Here is a 19,034-nt window from a genome sequence, read left to right as displayed (position 1 = left end):
TTCTCTATAGAGGTCAAACCAACTGTTTACGCTGGTTGGACGGCGGGATGGACAAAGACTCTCGGTACTTGGCAACGGTGCGCCGCGCCACCATGATCCCCTGATCGGAAAGCATGGTGGTCAGCTTGCTGTCGCTAAGCGGTTTGGCAGGGTTTTCCGCCGCGATCAATTTCTTCACTAACGCCCGGATCGCCGTAGAGGAGGCTTCGCCACCGCTGTCGGTATTCACATGGCTGGAGAAGAAATACTTCAATTCGAAAATACCACGCGGGCTATGCAGGAATTTCTGCGTCGTCACGCGTGAGATTGTCGATTCATGCATTTCCACGGCCTGGGCGATATCCGCCAGCACCATGGGCTTCATAAATTCTGCACCCTGTTCAAAGAACGCCTCCTGCTGTTCGACAATACAGCGGGTCACCTTGAGCAGCGTGTCGTTCCGGCTTTCCAGGCTCTTGATCAGCCACTTCGCTTCCTGCAAATTGCTGCGGATATACTGGCCGTCGGCATCGTTGCGCACCGTGTTGCCCAGTGCCGCATATTGCTGGTTGATTTTCAGCCGTGGGATGCTGTCTGCATTAAGCTCTACCACCCACTTGTCCTGCACCTTGCGCACCAGCACGTCCGGGATCACATACTCGGATTCACCGGTATTGATCGACTGCCCAGGGCGCGGATCGAGCGAGTGGATCAACACCATCGCTTCTTTCAGTGTATCTTCTTTTAAGCGAGTTGTTCGCATCAGGCTGCGAAAGTCGTGGTTGGCCAGCAAATCCAGATGCTCGCTGACGATCAGACGTGCTTCAGCCAGATAGGGCGTGTCTTTGGCATACTGGGAAAGCTGGATCAGCAGGCAGTCACGCAGATCGCGCGCCGCGACGCCGACCGGATCAAAACGCTGTACGCGCTTCAATACCGCTTCGACCTCGTCCATCGTCACGTTATCGTCACCCATACTCTCCAGAATGTCTTCCAGCGGTACGGTGAGATAGCCGGTGTCATCGACAGCGTCGACGATCGAGGTGGCGATGGCGGCATCGGTGTCAGAGAACGGCGTCAGATCCACTTGCCACATCAGGTAGTCCTGCAGCGTTTGCGTGGTTTCGCCCTGATAGACCGGCAGTTCGTCATCGCCATAGTCGGTACCGGTGCCGGACGGGGTGCCCGCGGTATAGATCTCATCCCAGGTGGCATCCAGAGGCAGCTCTTCGGGCATGTCCTTCTGTTCCAGCGCTTCGCGGGTGTCTAGCCCTTCGGTCTCGACGCTTTCTTTGGTGTCGATCTCTTCGTGCTGATCTTCGGTCTGTTCAAGCAGCGGGTTGCTCTCTAGTGCCAGTTGGATCTCCTGCTGGAGCTCAAGCGTGGACAGCTGCAACAGGCGGATCGCCTGCTGAAGTTGGGGGGTCATGGCCAGTTGCTGGCTGAGCCTGAGTTGCAAACCTTGCTTCATAATCTTCTGCTACTTCCGTTAACGGCGGCCTGCTGGCCTGCCGCTGGAACCTACAGGCGGAACTCTTCGCCCAGATAAACGCGTTTCACCTGCTCATCGGCCAGGATGGCGTCCGGCGTGCCGTGGGCAATCAGCTTGCCCTGGCTGACGATATAGGCACGTTCGCACACGTCCAGCGTCTCGCGCACGTTATGATCGGTGATCAGCACGCCAAGGCCGCTGTCGCGCAGGTGCTCGATGATTTTCTTGATATCGATAACGGAAATCGGGTCAACCCCGGCGAAAGGTTCATCCAGCAGGATAAATTTCGGGTTGGCGGCCAACGCACGGGCAATCTCCACGCGGCGGCGTTCACCACCGGAAAGCGATTGGCCCAGGTTGTCACGCAGGTGGGAGATATGAAACTCTTCCAGCAGCTCGATAGCCCGATCGTTGCGTTGCTCACTGGTGAGATCGTTGCGGATCTCCAGCACCGCCATCAGGTTGTCGTAAACACTCAGGCGGCGGAAGATAGAGGCTTCCTGCGGCAGGTAACCGATACCGCGGCGTGCGCGGGCGTGCAGCGGCAGGATACTGATATCTTCGTCATCGATCACGATGCGCCCGGCGTCGCGCTGAACGATGCCGACCACCATGTAGAAAGTGGTGGTCTTACCGGCACCGTTTGGCCCCAGCAGGCCGACGATCTCGCCAGATTTCACTTTCAGGCTCACGTCTTCAACGACTTTGCGGCCTTTGTAGGCTTTCGCCAGGTTTTCTGCGATGAGTGTTGCCATAAGTAATTAGTTACTCTTCTTTTGACCGTTTTTGTCTTGCAACTGTGATGGCACCAGAACCGTGGTCACGCGTTTGCCTTTATCGCTGAACGCCTGCATCTGCTGTTGTGGCACCAGATAGGTAATACGGTCGCCCTTCACGTTGCTATCGAGCTGTTCCAGATAGGCGTTGCCAGTGAGGGTGATCAGCTGCGGCGCGACGTCGTAACGAACTTTCTGCGCATGGCCTTTCACCGGCTTGCCGTTGTCCTGCATCTGGTAGAAGGTTACCGGATTGCCGAACGCTTCAATATAGGTTTTATTCTGATCGCCACCCGGGCGCGTGACCACGACCTTATCGGCCTTGATCTCGATGGTGCCCTGCTTGATCACCACGTTGTCGGTAAAGGTGCTGACGTTGCTCTGCATATCCAGCGACTGTTTCAGCGAGTCGATACTTACCGGTTGGTCAGAGTCGGATTTCAACGCCAATGTGGGGGAGCTGGCGGTCAAAACGAGGCTGACGATCAACAGATTACGGAGTTGGCTTTTGGTTCTGAATTTCATAGTTGGTCTTGACCTTATCAATCAGCTCAGCGGTTTTGTTCCGCAGATTACCACGCATTTTCATGCCGTTAGAGGTGAAATTCGTGCCGAACAGGGTGACTTCATCATCGGAAGAAACGTCCTGGGTGACCAGATTAATCTGGGCATTATCGGTTTTAATTTTTTCCAGCTGTGAGGTGGTTGTCAAACTGTTCACCTCTACGTGGCCGTACAGATACAGCATGCGGTTTTTGGTCAGCTTGGCGCGATCGGCGCGTATTGACCAGGTGGCCACGGCATGCTCATCAAACAGCGTCATCACCGGCTGGGTGAACCAGCTTAACTCATCAGCGGTGTAATATTTAACCTCTTCTGCCACCAGCTTATAGCTTAGCTGCCCGGCCGGATTGTATACCACGGTCACGGTATGCTGGCTCTGATAGGTCGGGTCTTGGTTGTTGACCGGTACCGAATTGTCGTCATCGCTGAAATCGGCCATGTTCCAGCCAATCAGCGCCAGCGCGATCACGGTCAGCAAGAGGGTGATCCAAAGTTTGGTTTTACTCATATTGACAGCCCTTTGGCGTCCTCCAGCTTGTTTTGCGCCAGCAGGATCAGGTCGCACAGCTCGCGCACCGCACCACGACCACCGTTGATACGGGTGACATAATGGGCGCGAGGTAACAATAATGGATGCGCATCGGCCACCGAGACGGCCAGACCGACTTCGGCCATGACCGGCCAGTCGATCAGATCGTCGCCGATGTAGGCGATTTCATCTGGCATCAGGGACAGTTTATCCAACAGTTCACGGAAGGCCAAAAGCTTATCGGACTGCCCTTGATACAGATGGGTGATATCCAACGTTTTTGCCCGGTCTTCCAGCAGTTTGGCCGAACGCCCGGTGATGATGGCCACCTCGATACCCGAGGTTTTCAGGCAGCGGATGCCGTAGCCGTCACGGACGTTGAAGGCTTTCAGCTCTTCACCGTTATTGCCCATGTAGATCAGGCCATCTGACAGCACGCCGTCGACATCACAAATCAACAGGCGGATTTTCCCGGCGCGGACCATGACTTCTTCAGCTACCGGCCCGTAACAGGTTTCAACCAGACTCATGCAGTTCGTTCCTTTCATTAAACGACGCCAGCGCGCAGCATGTCATGCATATGTACCACACCCAGCAATTGGTCGCCATCGGCAACCAGCACGGCGGTGATATGGCGTTGCTGCATCAGATTGAGCGCATCGACCGCCAGCAGGTTCGGGCGCACCCGGATACCGCCCAGCGTCATGACGTCGGTGATGTTGGCATTATTCAGATCGATGCCCATATCGAACACCCGGCGTAAGTCACCGTCGGTAAAAATACCGGCGATCTTCATCAGATCGTCGCAGATCACCGTCATGCCCAGGTTTTTACGGGTGATTTCCAGCAGCGCGTCGCGCAGCGAGGCATCGGGGCTGACGTGCGGAATTTCATCGCCGCTGTGCATGATATCACTAACGCGCAGCAGCAGGCGGCGGCCCAAAGCTCCACCTGGGTGGGACAGGGCGAAATCTTCCGGGGTGAAACCCCGGGCCTTCAGCAGCGCTACGGCTAATGCATCGCCCATGACCAATGTGGCGGTGGTGCTGGTGGTGGGGGCCAAACCCAGAGGGCAAGCCTCCTGCGGTACCTTGATGCACAGATGTACGTCTGCCGCCTTGCCCATCGAGCTTTCCGGGTTGTTGGTCATGCAAATCAGTGGGATCTGCTGGCGTTTCAACACCGGGATCAGCGCCAGAATTTCGTTCGACTCACCGGAGTTGGAAATCGCCAGCACGATGTCCTGTGTCGACACCATGCCCAGATCGCCGTGGCTAGCCTCCGCGGGATGCACGAAGAACGCTGGGGTTCCGGTACTGGCCAGCGTGGCGGCAATTTTGCAGCCGATATGGCCGGATTTTCCCATGCCCATGACCACGACTTTACCGCAGCATCCGGCGATCGCTTCACATGCCCGGGTAAAATCGGCATTGATGTACTGATCGAGCTGGGCCAGGCCATCACGCTCAATCTGAAGCACTTCTTTGCCGGCCTGCTGAAAGTCAAAGCCCGGTTGCAACTGGTTAGATGACATACTCATTCTCAACGGTTAGCCGAACGTACTGAAAGGGTTAAAGAACAGCACTGCAAGATACGCAATAAAGCCACATAATAACAGAGCTCCTGCCAGATGACCGATACGATGTTTGCGGCCAATACACAGGGCAGCAAGCAGGATACCGGCCGCCAGCATGACCCAGTAATCGCGCTGGAAGGCTGCGGGATCGATACTGCCCGGCGATAGCAGGGCAGGGACGCCCAGCACGATCACCGTGTTAAAAATCGTCGAGCCGATGATATTCCCTACCGCCATATCATCTTCGCCTTTTAGTGCTCCGGCGATCGAGGTGGCCAGTTCGGGCAGGCTGGTGCCGATGGCGATAATCGTCAGGCCAACCACCAGTTCACTCAGGCCAAAGTAGTGGGCAATCACCGAAGCGTTATCGATGATCATCCTTGATGACAGCGGCAGAATAATGAAGGCCAGCACCAGCCAGAGAATGGCCACGGTGTTGCTGCTGTCCTGCGGCAGTTCGGCGAGTTGCTCCACCGTCAGGCTGTCGTTGCCTTCACGTTGCGCCAGCCTGGCGATTTTCAGCATCAGCAGAATAAAACCGGTGGCGGCCAACAGCAGCAGTACGCCATCGAAGCGGCTCAGGGTGTTATCCATCAGCACATAGCCGCACAACAGGATAACCCCCAGCATCAGCGGCAGTTCACGCCGTAACACTTCGGAGCGAACCGACAGCGGATGGATCAGGGCCGCCACCCCCAGGATCAGTAAAATATTGGTGATGTTGGAGCCAATCACGTTGCCCACCGCCAGGTTGGTCTGCCCATTAAGGGCGGCGGTGACCGATACGATCAATTCTGGCAGTGACGTGCCGATACCGACTATCGTCATGCCGATAATCAACGGGGGAACCCCCAGCGAACGGCTAATCACCGCCGCACCATAAACTAATCTATCCGCCCCATACACCAGTAAAAATAAACCAACGATCAACAGCACTATCGCGAGAAACATTCAGGGTCCTATATTGGGGTATCATCCCGGTTCGTTGGTTAAAGACCATCATCGGCCAGCTTGCTTACCCTACGTTGTGCAAAACAACGAATTTCCCGGTAAAAGATCGAACCATAAGACTGCGACTAATCCTGATGAACTGGCTTTGAAGGGGCGCCGCATGCTGCGCCCTCAGAAACATTCTCAGTTTGTCATCAGTCAGACTTTATTTTTTTGCGTTATTTCCTAATTTTGACCGTCTGGAGCCTAAAAGTAAAACCTATGGCATCATTGGTAGCGCATTGTGGGCAAGTTTCGGTAAAAATAGGACGTATTGCCCCTATTGCTTTACCATCACGGATGATTTGGCAAAAAAATAGCCTGTACAGGATCAATAAACATGCACCAGAAGGCAGATAATCTGGTCGAAGTGCGCGGCATGAGCTTCTCTCGCGGCGATCGGCTGATATTCGAAGACATCAACCTGACGGTTCCCCGTGGCAAAGTGACGGCCATCATGGGGCCGTCCGGCATTGGTAAAACCACGCTGTTACGCCTGATAGGTGGCCAGTTGACCCCAGACTGCGGTGAGATCTGGTTTGATGGGGACAACATCCCGGCGCTGTCGCGCCATCAGCTGTATGAGTCACGCAAAAAGATGAGCATGCTGTTTCAGTCGGGAGCGCTGTTCACCGATCTGACGGTATTTGAGAACGTGGCCTACCCGCTGCGTGAGCACAGCCGCCTGCCGGAGCCAATCCTGCGCAGCACGGTGCTGATGAAACTGGAAGCCGTAGGGCTACGTGGCGCTGCAGATCTGATGCCGAACGAGCTTTCCGGCGGGATGGCTCGGCGAGCTGCCCTGGCGCGAGCTATTGCGCTGGATCCGACATTGATCATGTTCGACGAACCCTTCGTTGGCCAGGATCCGATCACCATGGGCGTGCTGGTCAAGCTGATCGATGAGCTGAATAACGCGCTCGGGATCACCTGCATCGTGGTATCCCATGATGTGCCAGAAGTCTTGAGTATCGCGGATTACGCCTATATTGTGGCGGATCACCATGTGATTGCCGAAGGCTCGGCAACGCAATTACAGAACAATCCTGATGCGCGAGTGCGTCAGTTTCTGGATGGTATTGCCGATGGGCCGGTACCGTTCCGTTACCCGGCCGGTGATTATCAGACAGAGCTTTTAGGGGAAGGGAGTAAATAACCTCATGTTTTTAAAGGCGTTAGCGTCGTTAGGACGCCGTGGCATCAACACCAGCGCAGCCTTTGGACGCGCCGGGCTGATGCTGTTCCACGCGCTGATCGGGCGCCCGGAGCCGCGTAAACAATGGCCGCTACTGCTCAAACAGCTACACAGCGTGGGCGTTCAGTCGCTGCTGATCATCATGGTTTCCGGCTTGTTTATCGGCATGGTGTTGGGGTTGCAAGGTTACATCGTCCTCACCACCTACAGTGCCGAGGCCAGCCTGGGCATGATGGTGGCGTTGTCATTGCTGCGTGAGCTGGGGCCGGTAGTGACCGCTCTGCTGTTCGCTGGCCGCGCCGGTTCGGCTCTGACGGCCGAAATCGGTCTGATGAAGGCCACTGAGCAGCTTTCCAGCCTGGAAATGATGGCTATCGATCCGCTGCGGCGTATTGTTGCCCCACGTTTCTGGGCCGGTCTTATCAGCATGCCGCTGCTGACGATTATTTTCGTGGCCATCGGCATCTGGGGCGGCGCGATTGTTGGCGTGGACTGGAAGGGGATCGACAGTGGTTTCTTCTGGTCGGCGATGCAAGGGGCCGTTGAATGGCGTCAGGATTTACTTAACTGCCTGATCAAGAGCGTGGTGTTTGCCATTACCGTTAGCTGGATTGCGATCTTCAATGGTTACGATGCCGTACCGACCTCTGAAGGGATTAGTCAGGCAACGACAAGGACCGTGGTACATTCGTCACTGGCTGTGTTGGGATTGGATTTCGTGCTGACTGCACTGATGTTTGGGAATTGATGTGATGCAAACGAAGAAGAGTGAAATCTGGGTTGGGGCGTTTATGCTGATTGCGCTGTGCGCCATCATCTTCCTCTGCCTCCAGGTGGCCAATATTAAATCGATCGGTAATGAACCGACTTACCGTATCTACGCCACCTTCGATAATATCGGTGGTTTGAAAGCGCGTTCACCGGTGAAGATTGGTGGAGTGATGATTGGTCGGGTTGCAGCTATCTCGCTCGACCCGAAGACCTACACGCCACGCGTGGCGTTGGATATCCAGCAACAATACAACCAGATCCCGGACACCAGTTCGCTGGCGATCCGCACCTCCGGCCTGCTGGGTGAACAGTATCTGGCGCTGAATGTCGGTTTTGAAGATCCCGAGATGGGCACGACTATCCTTAAGGATGGTGGGACCATTCAGGACACCAAATCAGCCATGGTGCTGGAAGACTTGATCGGCCAGTTCCTCTATAAGAGCGGTGGTCAGGATAGCCCGAACTCACCAGACGCTGCAGCAGCACCTACATCAGTTCCGGATGCCGCTGCGCATTCCGCTACAAGTCATTAATCGAGGAAACCTGCATGTTTAAACGTTTTTTAATGGTTGCCCTGCTGGTGGTTGCACCGCTGGCTAATGCGGTCGATCAGACTAACCCATACAGCCTGATGCAAGACGCTGCGCAGAAAACCTTCACCCGCCTGAAAAGTGAGCAGCCAAAAATCAAGCAGGATCCCAACTACCTGCGCACCATCGTGCATGAAGAGCTGATGCCGTTCGTGCAGGTGAAATATGCCGGTGCGTTGGTACTGGGCCGTTACTACAAAGACGCTACGCCAGCCCAGCGTGAAGCTTATTTCAACGCCTTCCAGGCCTATCTGGAGCAGGCGTATGGTCAGGCGTTAGCCATGTACCAGGGCCAGACCTATCAGATCGAACCGGAACAGCCCCTGGGCAATGCCGATATCATCGCGATCCGCGTGACCATCATCGATAAAGGTGGCCGCCCGCCGGTGCGTCTGGATTTCCAATGGCGCAAGAACAGCAAAACCGGTTACTGGCAGGCATATGACATGATTGCCGAAGGCGTCAGCATGATCACCACCAAGCAGAATGAGTGGGCATCGACTCTGCGCCTCAAAGGCGTAGACGGCTTGACCCAGCAGCTGCAAGCGGCCGCCAAACAGCCGATCACCCTGGATCAGAAAAACTGATGGCCGCAGCGCTGAGCTGGGTATCACAACAGCAAACGCTGGTACTGAGCGGCGAGCTGGATCGTGAGACGTTATTGCCGCTGTGGCAGCAACGTGAGACGCTGTTGGCAGATAAAACCGTGATTGATGTGGCTCAACTGCAGCGCGTGGACTCTTCCGGTCTGGCCCTGCTGCTGCATTTACGTGAGCAACGGAGCCAGCAGGGAATTGAGATAAAAATTTCCGGCATTACCGATCGGTTGCAAACGCTGATCACGCTCTACAATTTGTCAGCAATAATGCCTGTCGAAACCGCTAGTTAGCCACATTTTCGGCGGGTTGACCGGAAAAAATTAGTTAAAGGCCCCTGTTGCTCAGGGGCTTTTTCTTTGGTTTAAGAAAGCGGCGGATTCCACTAAGATAGACGCCAAGAAGTCGCCACGGGTGACAATGATCCTTCGATGCAGAATTGGATACTATGGAAAATAGCGAAATTAAAGACGTGCTGATGAAGGCGCTGGCACTGGAAGAAGCGCATGTGACCGGCGATGGCAGCCATTTTCAGGTGATCGCCGTGGGTGAACTGTTCGCCACCATGAGCCGCGTCAAGAAACAGCAAGCCGTCTATGCGCCGCTGATGGAATACATCGCGGACAACCGCATTCATGCTTTGTCGATCAAGGCATATACCCCAGAAGAGTGGCAGCGGGATCGCAAACTCAACGGATTTTAAGGCTGTTTGCCCAGCGGGCAGGCAGCTCAGAACAGATAACAGAGAGTAGTTAAATGGATAAATTTCGTGTGCATGGTCGGACCCGTCTTAGCGGTGAAGTGACCATTTCCGGGGCGAAAAACGCCGCCCTGCCGATCCTGTTTGCCGCCTTGCTGGCGGAAGAGCCTGTCGAACTGCAAAACGTCCCGAAGCTGAAGGACATTGACACCACCATCAAACTGCTCAGCCAGTTGGGTACCAAGATCGAGCGTAATGGCTCGGTCTATGTTGATGCCAGCGGCGTGAACGAGTTTTGTGCTCCTTACGATCTGGTGAAAACCATGCGTGCCTCCATTTGGGCATTGGGGCCGCTGGTAGCGCGCTTTGGCCGTGGCCAGGTATCACTGCCAGGTGGTTGTGCCATTGGCGCACGTCCGGTTGACCTGCACATTACCGGCCTGGAGCAGCTGGGTGCGGAAATCAAACTGGAAGAGGGCTACGTCAAGGCCTCTGTGGAAGGGCGCCTGAAGGGCGCACATATCGTGATGGATAAGGTCAGCGTAGGCGCGACCGTCACCATCATGAGTGCTGCAACCCTGGCGACCGGTACCACTATCATCGAGAACGCGGCACGTGAGCCGGAAATCGTCGATACCGCCAACTTCCTCAACACGCTGGGTGCTAAAATCAGCGGCGCCGGCACGGACAGGATCACCATCGAAGGCGTTGAACGCCTGGGTGGCGGGGTTTACCGTGTGCTGCCAGACCGTATCGAAACCGGTACCTTCCTGGTTGCCGCTGCCGTTTCCGGTGGCAAGGTGCTGTGCCGCAATACCCGTCCAGATACGCTGGATGCGGTGTTGGCCAAACTGCGTGAAGCAGGGGCCGATATCGAAGTGGGTGAAGACTGGATCAGCCTGGACATGCATGGCAAACGCCCGAAAGCGGTAACCCTGCGTACGGCTCCACACCCTGGTTTCCCAACCGATATGCAGGCGCAGTTCAGCCTGTTGAACCTGGTAGCGGAAGGGACCGGCGTGATCACCGAGACGATCTTCGAAAACCGCTTTATGCACGTCCCTGAGCTGATCCGTATGGGCGCACACGCGGAAATCGAGAGCAACACCGTGATTTGCCACGGCGTAGAGCAGCTTTCTGGTGCACAGGTGATGGCGACCGATCTGCGAGCCTCTGCCAGCCTGGTATTGGCCGGTTGTATTGCCGAAGGCGTAACGGTGGTGGATCGTATTTATCACATCGACCGTGGCTACGAGCGCATTGAAGACAAACTGCGTGCGCTGGGTGCCAATATCGAACGTGTGAAAGGCGAGTAATCGCAATAGCTAATCACCTATGCCCCTGCTGTGGGGCGTAGGTGCTTCAACATCTTAGTGCCTCTCTCCAATCTTTTCTTGATTGCCCGATCTAAACCATTAATCAGGTTTATGATTAAAGTTTTATTATAAAAAATTGTAATGTTTACAACGACATTTTTGCTAATAAGTGTCTGGAAACATTGATATCGGCTCTTATCCTCATTACTCTACGCTCGCGACAAATACTCCAGTCATGCTAATGGTATTCCCGCTAAACGCGCCAGATCGGTCGTGTTTTACTCGGGAAAGATGCGGCATTGCTATGCCACACTCATTATTTGCGTCGTCAAGGAAGAACAGACATGCAACAGACCTTAACGGGCTGGCTGAGGAACACGACTAGCACGCCGTTATACGCCGTTCTGGCCAATACCAACGGTGCTGAAGGCATCAAAGCCTATTACCGTGAGGACGGCAGCCGCACGCCTTTCGGGCTTTATGCCAACACGCAATATGCCAACTGGTTTGAAGTGATGCCGGTGCTGGTGCAAATCAATGAAGGTAGCCCATTTCTGCGCTGGGTGGCAGAGACGCCCCTGCGCAACTGGGGGTGGCTGGCGCGTTCGCCGCTGTCTCAGACTACCATTACGGACCATCTTCGTGGCCTGACCCAAGTGATCATGCCTTCGGGTAAAGAGGTGTTTTTCCGTTATTGGGATGGCCGGTTTCTCCCCACCTACTTTGATTATTACGGCGATCACTGGGGCGAGATCCTGCCGGTCTTTTCCGCTTATTGGGTTAATGGCCAAGCTTTCACCTGCCCGGTAATACCTGATGCGCCGTTACAGGCGTTCCCTTGGTGGCGAGTCCCTCAAGGTGTAGTGGATGCACAGCTGGATAAGGACGTATTGCCTCTGGTGCTTAATATCTGCCAGATCCTGCGGCGGGACTACGCCGATATGGTTGCCCGCTGGCCTGAGGCGATACTGGAGAAAAAAATACGCCGCCTGCTTACCCCGCAGCGACGTCACGATCCCCAGATCTTGGCCGAGATCCTGCGTACCCTCGCACACGCTTAATTATCATGGAGAGCCAATATCATGAGTAATCTTCAGGAAGAGCTTCGCATTCATGAAGATCAGATGCGCAGATTGAAGGGGCTACCGCGGCTCCGACCACCGAAGCAGTCCTTAGCCGATAAAGATGAGGATGTTAAGAATATCCTGTCGGAGTTTAGGCTGGTGATGGCGAACTACAAGAAGGCCAATGCAGACTGGTGGTATGGCTCGCTGCTGAACATGAAACAGCAATTCATGCTTGGTGATATGGAGCGTGAGTCCGCTCCTCTGGAGGACAAAGCGGTAGATATCGCTATGAGTTGCAGCATTCAACCCAAGAGCATTACCGTCACCCACGGTTTTCGCTCCACCCGTTACGTTCCCATCTCCAATTCGAGCTTTATCGTGGTTAAACGCCCGGTCATCAAGCATCACATGGCAGCTCGGCCTATGGTTCTTCCTGGCAATTGGGTCAAACCAAAAGATATACCGGTCGGCATAGAAGGTAAGTTTGATGACCAGGGTATGGCCAAGGTGGAGCTACCCACTTGCGAGGCGGGCTATAACTACCGCATGCTGATTAATACCGATATTAGCCAGGAAGACGTGGATGCGTTGCATGACTCTTATCAAAGGGTGATTGATAGATACGCAACCTGGCTGAGTGAAAAATGGAACGGGCAGCAAAGGGCTGCCTGGGAGGTTTATATCGCGACGGGTCTCGATCTGACACAGGCAGCCAATGCCTTTCTCAAAGGGATGCTGTCGCAGATCAAGCTGTTGTATGACACGGTCCAAGAGATCTGGAAGTGGATCAACAACGTAGATAAATATGCCGACAAACTGGCCAAGTTTATCAAAGAAGATGGCGTTAAGGAGCTCAAAGCCCTGGTAAAAGAGGGCGGTCAGGCGTTGGAGAAAGGCCTGACGCTGCTCAGCGATGAAATCCTCGTTTTCATCCTGGCAGCTGTGCTTAAAAGCTATTTTCAGCTCCTCACTCCACAACAAATCGTTGATTTTGTCGCCGATGCGTTTGGCAGCCTGGTGACAATGATTGTGCTGTATCTGGTGCTACCTGGAGGCGTGGGTAAGCTGGTATTGGATGGATTGGATACTCTCAGCGTAGCCGTACAGGGATAAGGAACGTTACCGATGGCAAAGACACCCAAAATCACTCATCCTGCTAAAAATGCCCATGAGGTGCCAACAGGCAAAGGCATAATTTCCGATGTGAAAGAGATCATCGGTATGGCCAACGCACCTGAAGGGCACCCCGTGCTGGCAAAATCTCGGGCGGACGTTCCAATCAATCCCGAGGCGCAGGTTTCGGTGAGTCAGAAAGAACTGGGCCATATCGAAAATAATATTTCGGTGGGGGGTGGGCCAGTGCCGGTTAACAAAGTCGATATTGTTAGCTCCGCACCCAACCACAATGCGAGCGCGGTGACCCCCAATGGCAAGCCCTCTCAACCCGCCGAAGTGGCAGAGTTCCATGGCGATCCGGTGTCGTTGTTCTCCGGTGAGGAATTGCTGACCCTGACGGATTTCACCCTGCCCGGCGTTCTCCCCTTTGCCTGGCGGCGGCTCTATCGTACCAGCGCCGTAGAACAACGTGCTGGGATGGGGCCGGGCTGGACCCATAGCGCCAGCCCTTATCTATTCTTTGATCGTGATGGCCAGAGCCAGGAAGAGATCGTTTGGTTCTTCGACGATGAAAGCCGCGGCACCCGTTTCCTGCTGCCCACGCAGAAGGATCCGGTAGTCACCAACCGCGCAGGCGGCGGGGTGATTAGCTTGAAAATGGATGAGTTCAGCAACGAATACTGCGTCCAGTTTGCCGGGGGACAGGGCACCTACCATTTCCTACGCGACGGCGACATGGCCTGGTTGCGCTGCATTCGCGATCGCCACGACAACTCCGTTGACGTTAGTTACGACAGCGAAGGCCGTCTGGCTGCGATCGGGCACGACGATGCTCGGCTTTGTTTCAGCTATGACGACCCCGCGTACCCGAAAGGGATCAGCCAAGTGCTGTTACAGGCGCGCAATCCTGGCAGTACCAGCGCAGAGACTCACTGGCAACGCGGCGTGGTGGTGGCACACTACTGTTACAACGAACACCAGCAGCTGATTAGTGCCACCAACGCCGCTGGCGACACCGAGCATTACCGCTACCGCGACGATCATGTGATCCTCTGTCGTACACTGGCTGGCGGGGCTGAATTTCATTGGGAGTGGCAGGGGGAAGGTAAAGACGTTCGCTGCCTGCGTCAGTACGGCAACTTTGGTCAATTGGATACGCGTTACCATTGGGACGAGGCCAGCCACAGTGTCACGCTGACCCATCAGGATGGCAGCCAGCAACGTTACCGACACTCGGCACAGGCGCTACTGTTGCTGGAGAAAAACGCCGACGGAGCTGAAACCCACTATGAGTACAACGATGACGGTGCCTGCATTCGGGTCACCGATGCGCTGGGCTATCACACCGACTCGGTGTACGGTAATGACGGCGCGTTACAGTGTGTTATCACGCCGGATGGTCAAGTCACCAGCTATGACTGGCTGTTTGACCAGCTCTTTAGCCGGACGCAGGGGGTCGGTGACGAGGCGCAGATCTGGCGTTATACCTATTACCCTGATGGAGCATTAAAGAGCGAAACTGGCCCTGCGGGCACCACTACCTATTACAGCTACACGCCTCGTGGGCAAGTCAGCCAGATCCGCTTTCCTGATGGCAGCGAACAGCACCTGCAATGGGATACGTTGGGCCGTCTGCTCAGTGATACCTCGCCACAGGGCAGCCGCCAGTTACGCTATCAGGGGCTACAGACTCAGCCCAGTGAAGTGAAAGAGAACGACCAGATCACCCGCTACCAGTGGGATGAACTAGACCGGCTGATAAAAATCACCCATCCGGATGGTAGCACCCGGCAATATCAGTACAATGCCTATGGCAAAGTGACGCAACTCACCGATGAGGCCGGGCGCGTCACGCAATATCACTATGCAGCCCCCCTGCATCTGCTGACAGAGAAACGTCTGCCGGACGGCGGTAGCCTGCGTTATCGTTACGATAACGTACATCTGCAAGTCAGCGAGATAGAGAACCAACACGGCGAGAAGTACCGCCTTGGCTACACCGGCAGCGGACTGCTGAGTGAAGAGGTTGGTTTCGATAACAGTAAGACTACCTATCACTATGACGCCTGCGGTCGCCTGAGCGAAAAGCACGAATACGGCAACGACCACCAAAGCCCGCCATTCATCACGCAATACCAGCGCGACCCGCTGGGCCGACTGACGCGTAAAATCCTGCCCGATGGCAAAGAGGAAGAATACCGTTACGACGAGGCGGGCCGACTGAGTGAGGTATTGGATGATGAAAACCCGCTAGCCTGGCAATATGACGCCGCCGGACGCCTGGAAGCTGAACATCAGTCCTGGGCGACGATGCGTTACCGTTACGATGAAGACACGGGACGTCTGAACGGCATCAAACAGCCCAACGGGCAGTGGCAGGAATTTCATTACCAGCATGGCAAGCTGCAAGCCTCCAGCTTGGAAGGCCAGCCGCTGACGGCCTACGGTTACGACCATCACCAGCGGCTGCAACAGCTGCGGCAAGGTAACCGACTGGTCAATCGCTTCCAGTATGACCTACTGGGCCGACTGAGTCTGCACAGCCTGCGTGAGCCGGGCATAATACCGGAAGAGGATCGGCTTCACTGGCAGCAACAGTATGCCTATCAGGCGGACGGTGAACTGGCCAGCATTGAGGGCAACGATGCGCGGCAGTATCACTACAATACCACCGGGGCATTAACCTCGGTCAGCTACCTGAACCCGCAGTCAATCATTCCCCCTGCACGGCAGCCGGTCCATCGTTTGCCACAATTTCAACCCGCTGCCGCTGCAAAGGAACAGCACCATGCTAACCCGAACGAGAGCTTCCGTTGGGACCAGCGTGGCAACCCTGTCAGCGATCTCCAACAGCATAGCGTACCGGGCAACCGGCTGGCGTTTTATGCCGATCGCCATTTTGAGTATGACCGTTTTGGTAACCTGACTGCGGAGCGGCGGGGTAAAGCACAGCGGTTGGTAACCCGCTATGAATATGATTGCCGCCATCGATTGATCCGTCATGAAACCCCAGACGGCAGCGTGAGCACCTATAGCTACGATGCCTTTAACCGTCGTCTGAGCAAAACCGTTAACGGCAAGCTGCTGGAGTTTGTCTGGCGTGGCAATCAACTGGTGGCAGAAACCGATGGTAAGGGCTATTGGCAGAGCTATCTGTATGAGCCGGGTAGCTATCGCCCGATGGCGCTGGTGGTAGGAGAACCTTCACGGGATCCAAAGGACAAGCCCCCAGCCATTTACTGGTATCAGAACGACCATCTGGGTACCCCTCACGAACTGACCGACTGGAATGGCAATTCGGTCTGGAAAGGCCGTTTCAGCGCTTTTGGGCAGATAAGGGAAGAATGGCAGGCAGAGGATGCGTCTGCGATTAATCAGCCACTGCGGTTCCAGGGGCAGTATGCGGATAAGGAGAGCGGGCTTTATTACAACCTGAACCGGTATTATGATCCGGGAGTTGGGCGATATCTGACGGCGGATCCGATTAAGCTGGCGGGTGGGTTGAATGCCTACCAATATGTTTACGGGAATCCAGCAAACTGGATAGATCCTACTGGTCTGACAGGAATGCCTAGAGCGCCGGGACAAATTTATAAAGATCCGGTAACGGGGGTAAATACTGTTCATATGGGTAATGGCCCGATAGGTCAATCAGATCTGGACAGGCTGGCTTTTGATACAGCAAAGGGGAAAAATATTTTTCATGAGGCGGAAGCTGCGATCGGGTTAGAAAAGGCTTACGGAGGAGTATTAGAGCGTATTCCCAGCACTGTTGATGCGAATGGTAAAACAATCCCTGATGCTGATTTTATTTTTGCAAGTGGGCCAATGCAAGGTAAAAAAATTGACTTTTTGTGGACGTTAGATAATCCAGGGTCTGTTCAAAAAATGAACGAAATGTTTCAGAAACCTAAGTTCTTAAGGATGAATGAAGGGCAACTTTTAGGCCATCTGGAAAAGGCTGATATAGTTCCGTTGGATTATAGAAATCTTACGCCAAATAATCAACAGATTGTAAATCAATGGATTTTAAAGTTGGAGCCAATCCAAAAGAGTCAAATTTTAATTATGAAGGATTAAATTATGAGTACCTTTTTTTATATAAGTGAAAGTCTAAATATTGGAATTCATTCAGGGGCATCCTATTGTATTCTAGAAGGGACAAGGAGTTTATTTGACTCTAACCATGAAGAATGTTTACGTGAAATATATGAAGGTTATGATGTTGGTATGGGGGGAGTAACTCTCGAAGAATTAGACGAGTCTTGTTACAACTATTTTTATCAAAAATGTAAAGCTGCTATGAATAGTTTCCCTGACAGCGAACATGCAGGTGGCATGGCACCCAATCTTATTGCTGGAATCATGGCTAAGTGGGTAGAGTTGCTAGAAATACTCCGAAAAGATCCACGTTACAAGGCTGGTTAAAAATTTCAGGGTGTAGAGGTTTTAAACCATCAAGTTCTGAAATTATAATTGTGAGGGATAACATGTTTTTGACTGTACGTCAGTTTTTTATTCTGGGGATTATCTTCCTATGGTGGTCTACCAGTGCTTTGGCAAGTTATGAAGAAGGGCGAAAAGCTTATGGCAATGGCAACTACGCTGAAGCATTAAAACAATTTCAGCCTTTGGCGCAACAAGGTGATGCGTATGCACAGCACAGTTTGGGCACTATGTATAGCAACGGTTATGGCGTAGAAAAAGACGATGTACAGGCGATAGAATGGTATCGCAAAGCGGCAGAACAAGGTTTTTCTTATGCCCAATTTAACCTGGGAGTAATGTATGATTATGGTGCGGGCATTGCAGAGGATCTTGCGCAGGCAGTGGTTTGGTACCGCAAAGCGGCAGACCAGGGTTTGGCTGATGCCCAATATAGCCTCGGCGTAATGTACGCTACTGGCAGAGGTATCGCAAAGGATCATGTTCAGGCGATGGCTTGGTTCCATAAAGCAGCTAATCAAAAATTTGATAAAGCTCAATATGCCTTAGGTTACAAATATGCCAATGGTGACGGCGTGGAGAAAGATGAAGCTACGGCTGTATTCTGGCTTCGTAAGGCAGCCAATCAAGGTTATATTTCAGCAAAAAAAGCGCTTGAAGAAATAAAAGCGAAGGAGGATATGTCGATTACTCCATCCCTGCCTAAACCTACTGAGGTAAAGGCGGCCATTCAGCGAGCAGTGGATTTCATCGACATTGAGACCTTCGATGCGAAACTGTTGATTATAAGTAAACTGCGCTCTGCCGATGTGCTTAAGGTCCCAGGATGTATCTATGAAAGCAAGCGAAAAGTGAATTGCATTATACAACTGGATTTTGGCATGGATAATGTGATGTATATGCAACTTCCATTAGAGTATCGATATAGCCACTGGGAGGCTCCTATTTTGGAAAAGGTTGGGCAGGAAAATATTACCAATCCTTCTGTGCCATCCCCAACAGTTGAGCAGGCACAACAGGCGCTTGAGCAATTTGCTAAAAATAAGACGGATGAAACAAGCGAACTTATAACCTCTGGCCTAATAAAACTTGTTTCAATCAAACAGGATTGTAAATTGAACGAGGATTATGGAATGGTGAATTGCAGTACGCAAGTGTCAAAGCGTGATAAAAATAATCAGCAAGAAGAAATTCTTGATTTGGACTTAGATTTTCACCTAAAAGATAGTGAATGGCAATATGGCCCATCGGAGAACACAGAGAGATAGTGTTAAAATTGACAAACACCATGTGAATGCGCTTTGGTAATATGGTGTCTAGGCGATTTTACT

General features: G+C 53.4%; 19 protein-coding genes. 12 read left to right on the top strand and 7 right to left on the bottom strand.

Annotated features, from left to right (window positions below; genetic code table 11):
- Nucleotides 1–13: 13 nt before the first annotated feature.
- The 7 genes from rpoN to KGP16_RS23455 are packed head-to-tail and all read right to left on the bottom strand — an operon-like array spanning nt 14 to nt 5,867.
- Nucleotides 14–1,450, bottom strand: coding sequence for an RNA polymerase factor sigma-54 (gene rpoN, locus KGP16_RS23485; protein WP_021180701.1), 1,437 nt, complete (start codon nt 1,448–1,450; stop codon nt 14–16).
- 50 nt (nt 1,451–1,500) lie between these two features.
- Complete coding sequence (lptB, locus tag KGP16_RS23480; protein ID WP_021806959.1) at nt 1,501–2,226, bottom strand: LPS export ABC transporter ATP-binding protein; 726 nt, start codon at nt 2,224–2,226, stop codon at nt 1,501–1,503.
- A gap of 6 nt (nt 2,227–2,232) precedes the next feature.
- Nucleotides 2,233–2,772, bottom strand: coding sequence for a lipopolysaccharide ABC transporter substrate-binding protein LptA (gene lptA / locus KGP16_RS23475; protein WP_223500434.1), 540 nt, complete (start codon nt 2,770–2,772; stop codon nt 2,233–2,235).
- Entirely contained in the window at nt 2,741–3,319 is a 579-nt protein-coding gene (gene lptC / locus KGP16_RS23470; protein WP_021806958.1) for an LPS export ABC transporter periplasmic protein LptC, read from the bottom strand. Before lptC ends, lptA begins: the two co-directional genes overlap by 32 nt.
- Nucleotides 3,316–3,870, bottom strand: coding sequence for a 3-deoxy-manno-octulosonate-8-phosphatase KdsC (gene kdsC, locus KGP16_RS23465; protein WP_223500433.1), 555 nt, complete (start codon nt 3,868–3,870; stop codon nt 3,316–3,318). The genes lptC and kdsC overlap by 4 nt, the downstream gene beginning before the upstream one ends.
- 17 nt (nt 3,871–3,887) lie before the next feature.
- Nucleotides 3,888–4,874, bottom strand: a complete 987-nt coding sequence (kdsD, locus tag KGP16_RS23460; RefSeq protein ID WP_021806957.1) for an arabinose-5-phosphate isomerase KdsD — start codon at nt 4,872–4,874, stop codon at nt 3,888–3,890.
- A 15-nt stretch (nt 4,875–4,889) separates the two neighbouring features.
- The gene (locus tag KGP16_RS23455) at nt 4,890–5,867 is read right to left on the bottom strand and encodes a calcium/sodium antiporter (RefSeq protein ID WP_021806956.1); all 978 of its coding nucleotides are present in this window, start codon (nt 5,865–5,867) and stop codon (nt 4,890–4,892) included.
- A gap of 379 nt (nt 5,868–6,246) precedes the next feature.
- On the opposite strand from KGP16_RS23455, the gene mlaF reads away from it, so the two are divergent.
- From mlaF to KGP16_RS23395, 12 genes are all read left to right on the top strand, one after another.
- A complete protein-coding gene (gene mlaF, locus KGP16_RS23450; RefSeq protein ID WP_021180694.1) occupies nt 6,247–7,062 on the top strand; it encodes a phospholipid ABC transporter ATP-binding protein MlaF in 816 nt (271 codons plus the stop codon).
- A gap of 4 nt (nt 7,063–7,066) precedes the next feature.
- Nucleotides 7,067–7,849: a lipid asymmetry maintenance ABC transporter permease subunit MlaE gene (mlaE, locus tag KGP16_RS23445; protein WP_021806955.1), complete on the top strand. Its 783-nt coding sequence runs from the start codon at nt 7,067–7,069 to the stop codon at nt 7,847–7,849.
- 4 nt (nt 7,850–7,853) lie between these two features.
- Nucleotides 7,854–8,405 (top strand): outer membrane lipid asymmetry maintenance protein MlaD, encoded by a 552-nt coding sequence (gene mlaD, locus KGP16_RS23440; protein ID WP_021806954.1) that lies wholly within the window; start codon nt 7,854–7,856, stop codon nt 8,403–8,405.
- 14 nt (nt 8,406–8,419) lie between these two features.
- Complete coding sequence (gene mlaC, locus KGP16_RS23435; RefSeq protein WP_065684741.1) at nt 8,420–9,049, top strand: phospholipid-binding protein MlaC; 630 nt, start codon at nt 8,420–8,422, stop codon at nt 9,047–9,049.
- On the top strand, nt 9,049–9,351 hold the full coding sequence (mlaB, locus tag KGP16_RS23430) for a lipid asymmetry maintenance protein MlaB (RefSeq protein ID WP_024530624.1): 303 nt from the start codon (nt 9,049–9,051) through the stop codon (nt 9,349–9,351). The genes mlaC and mlaB overlap by 1 nt, the downstream gene beginning before the upstream one ends.
- A gap of 155 nt (nt 9,352–9,506) precedes the next feature.
- Entirely contained in the window at nt 9,507–9,761 is a 255-nt protein-coding gene (ibaG, locus tag KGP16_RS23425) for a BolA family iron metabolism protein IbaG (protein WP_021180689.1), read from the top strand.
- 53 nt (nt 9,762–9,814) lie between these two features.
- Entirely contained in the window at nt 9,815–11,074 is a 1,260-nt protein-coding gene (gene murA, locus KGP16_RS23420; RefSeq protein WP_021180688.1) for a UDP-N-acetylglucosamine 1-carboxyvinyltransferase, read from the top strand.
- A 344-nt stretch (nt 11,075–11,418) separates the two neighbouring features.
- On the top strand, nt 11,419–12,135 hold the full coding sequence (locus KGP16_RS23415) for a DUF4123 domain-containing protein (protein ID WP_223500432.1): 717 nt from the start codon (nt 11,419–11,421) through the stop codon (nt 12,133–12,135).
- A 21-nt stretch (nt 12,136–12,156) separates the two neighbouring features.
- Nucleotides 12,157–13,254 (top strand): hypothetical protein, encoded by a 1,098-nt coding sequence (locus KGP16_RS23410; protein ID WP_179250573.1) that lies wholly within the window; start codon nt 12,157–12,159, stop codon nt 13,252–13,254.
- 12 nt (nt 13,255–13,266) lie between these two features.
- Nucleotides 13,267–17,337: an RHS repeat-associated core domain-containing protein gene (locus KGP16_RS23405; RefSeq protein ID WP_223500431.1), complete on the top strand. Its 4,071-nt coding sequence runs from the start codon at nt 13,267–13,269 to the stop codon at nt 17,335–17,337.
- 3 nt (nt 17,338–17,340) lie between these two features.
- On the top strand, nt 17,341–17,685 hold the full coding sequence (locus KGP16_RS23400; RefSeq protein ID WP_223500430.1) for a hypothetical protein: 345 nt from the start codon (nt 17,341–17,343) through the stop codon (nt 17,683–17,685).
- Between the two features lie 62 nt (nt 17,686–17,747).
- The gene (locus KGP16_RS23395; protein ID WP_223500429.1) at nt 17,748–18,971 is read left to right on the top strand and encodes a tetratricopeptide repeat protein; all 1,224 of its coding nucleotides are present in this window, start codon (nt 17,748–17,750) and stop codon (nt 18,969–18,971) included.
- Nucleotides 18,972–19,034: the final 63 nt, after the last annotated feature.

Origin of the sequence: Serratia sp. JSRIV006, from assembly GCF_019968685.1 — a bacterium.
Classification (GTDB): domain Bacteria; phylum Pseudomonadota; class Gammaproteobacteria; order Enterobacterales; family Enterobacteriaceae; genus Chania; species Chania fonticola_B.
Note: the sequence above shows the minus strand (reverse complement) of the source record. Positions and strands in the feature narration are given on the sequence as shown.

Bases quoted from the DNA above. Each gene is read 5' to 3' on its own strand.
- rpoN (WP_021180701.1), bottom strand. From the start codon at position 1,450: ATGAAGCAAGGTTTGCAACTCAGGCTCAGCCAGCAACTGGCCATGACC.
- lptB (WP_021806959.1), bottom strand. From the start codon at position 2,226: ATGGCAACACTCATCGCAGAAAACCTGGCGAAAGCCTACAAAGGCCGC.
- lptA (WP_223500434.1), bottom strand. From the start codon at position 2,772: ATGAAATTCAGAACCAAAAGCCAACTCCGTAATCTGTTGATCGTCAGC.
- lptC (WP_021806958.1), bottom strand. From the start codon at position 3,319: ATGAGTAAAACCAAACTTTGGATCACCCTCTTGCTGACCGTGATCGCG.
- kdsC (WP_223500433.1), bottom strand. From the start codon at position 3,870: ATGAGTCTGGTTGAAACCTGTTACGGGCCGGTAGCTGAAGAAGTCATG.
- kdsD (WP_021806957.1), bottom strand. From the start codon at position 4,874: ATGTCATCTAACCAGTTGCAACCGGGCTTTGACTTTCAGCAGGCCGGC.
- KGP16_RS23455 (WP_021806956.1), bottom strand. From the start codon at position 5,867: ATGTTTCTCGCGATAGTGCTGTTGATCGTTGGTTTATTTTTACTGGTG.
- mlaF (WP_021180694.1), top strand. From the start codon at position 6,247: ATGCACCAGAAGGCAGATAATCTGGTCGAAGTGCGCGGCATGAGCTTC.
- mlaE (WP_021806955.1), top strand. From the start codon at position 7,067: ATGTTTTTAAAGGCGTTAGCGTCGTTAGGACGCCGTGGCATCAACACC.
- mlaD (WP_021806954.1), top strand. From the start codon at position 7,854: ATGCAAACGAAGAAGAGTGAAATCTGGGTTGGGGCGTTTATGCTGATT.
- mlaC (WP_065684741.1), top strand. From the start codon at position 8,420: ATGTTTAAACGTTTTTTAATGGTTGCCCTGCTGGTGGTTGCACCGCTG.
- mlaB (WP_024530624.1), top strand. From the start codon at position 9,049: ATGGCCGCAGCGCTGAGCTGGGTATCACAACAGCAAACGCTGGTACTG.
- ibaG (WP_021180689.1), top strand. From the start codon at position 9,507: ATGGAAAATAGCGAAATTAAAGACGTGCTGATGAAGGCGCTGGCACTG.
- murA (WP_021180688.1), top strand. From the start codon at position 9,815: ATGGATAAATTTCGTGTGCATGGTCGGACCCGTCTTAGCGGTGAAGTG.
- KGP16_RS23415 (WP_223500432.1), top strand. From the start codon at position 11,419: ATGCAACAGACCTTAACGGGCTGGCTGAGGAACACGACTAGCACGCCG.
- KGP16_RS23410 (WP_179250573.1), top strand. From the start codon at position 12,157: ATGAGTAATCTTCAGGAAGAGCTTCGCATTCATGAAGATCAGATGCGC.
- KGP16_RS23405 (WP_223500431.1), top strand. From the start codon at position 13,267: ATGGCAAAGACACCCAAAATCACTCATCCTGCTAAAAATGCCCATGAG.
- KGP16_RS23400 (WP_223500430.1), top strand. From the start codon at position 17,341: ATGAGTACCTTTTTTTATATAAGTGAAAGTCTAAATATTGGAATTCAT.
- KGP16_RS23395 (WP_223500429.1), top strand. From the start codon at position 17,748: ATGTTTTTGACTGTACGTCAGTTTTTTATTCTGGGGATTATCTTCCTA.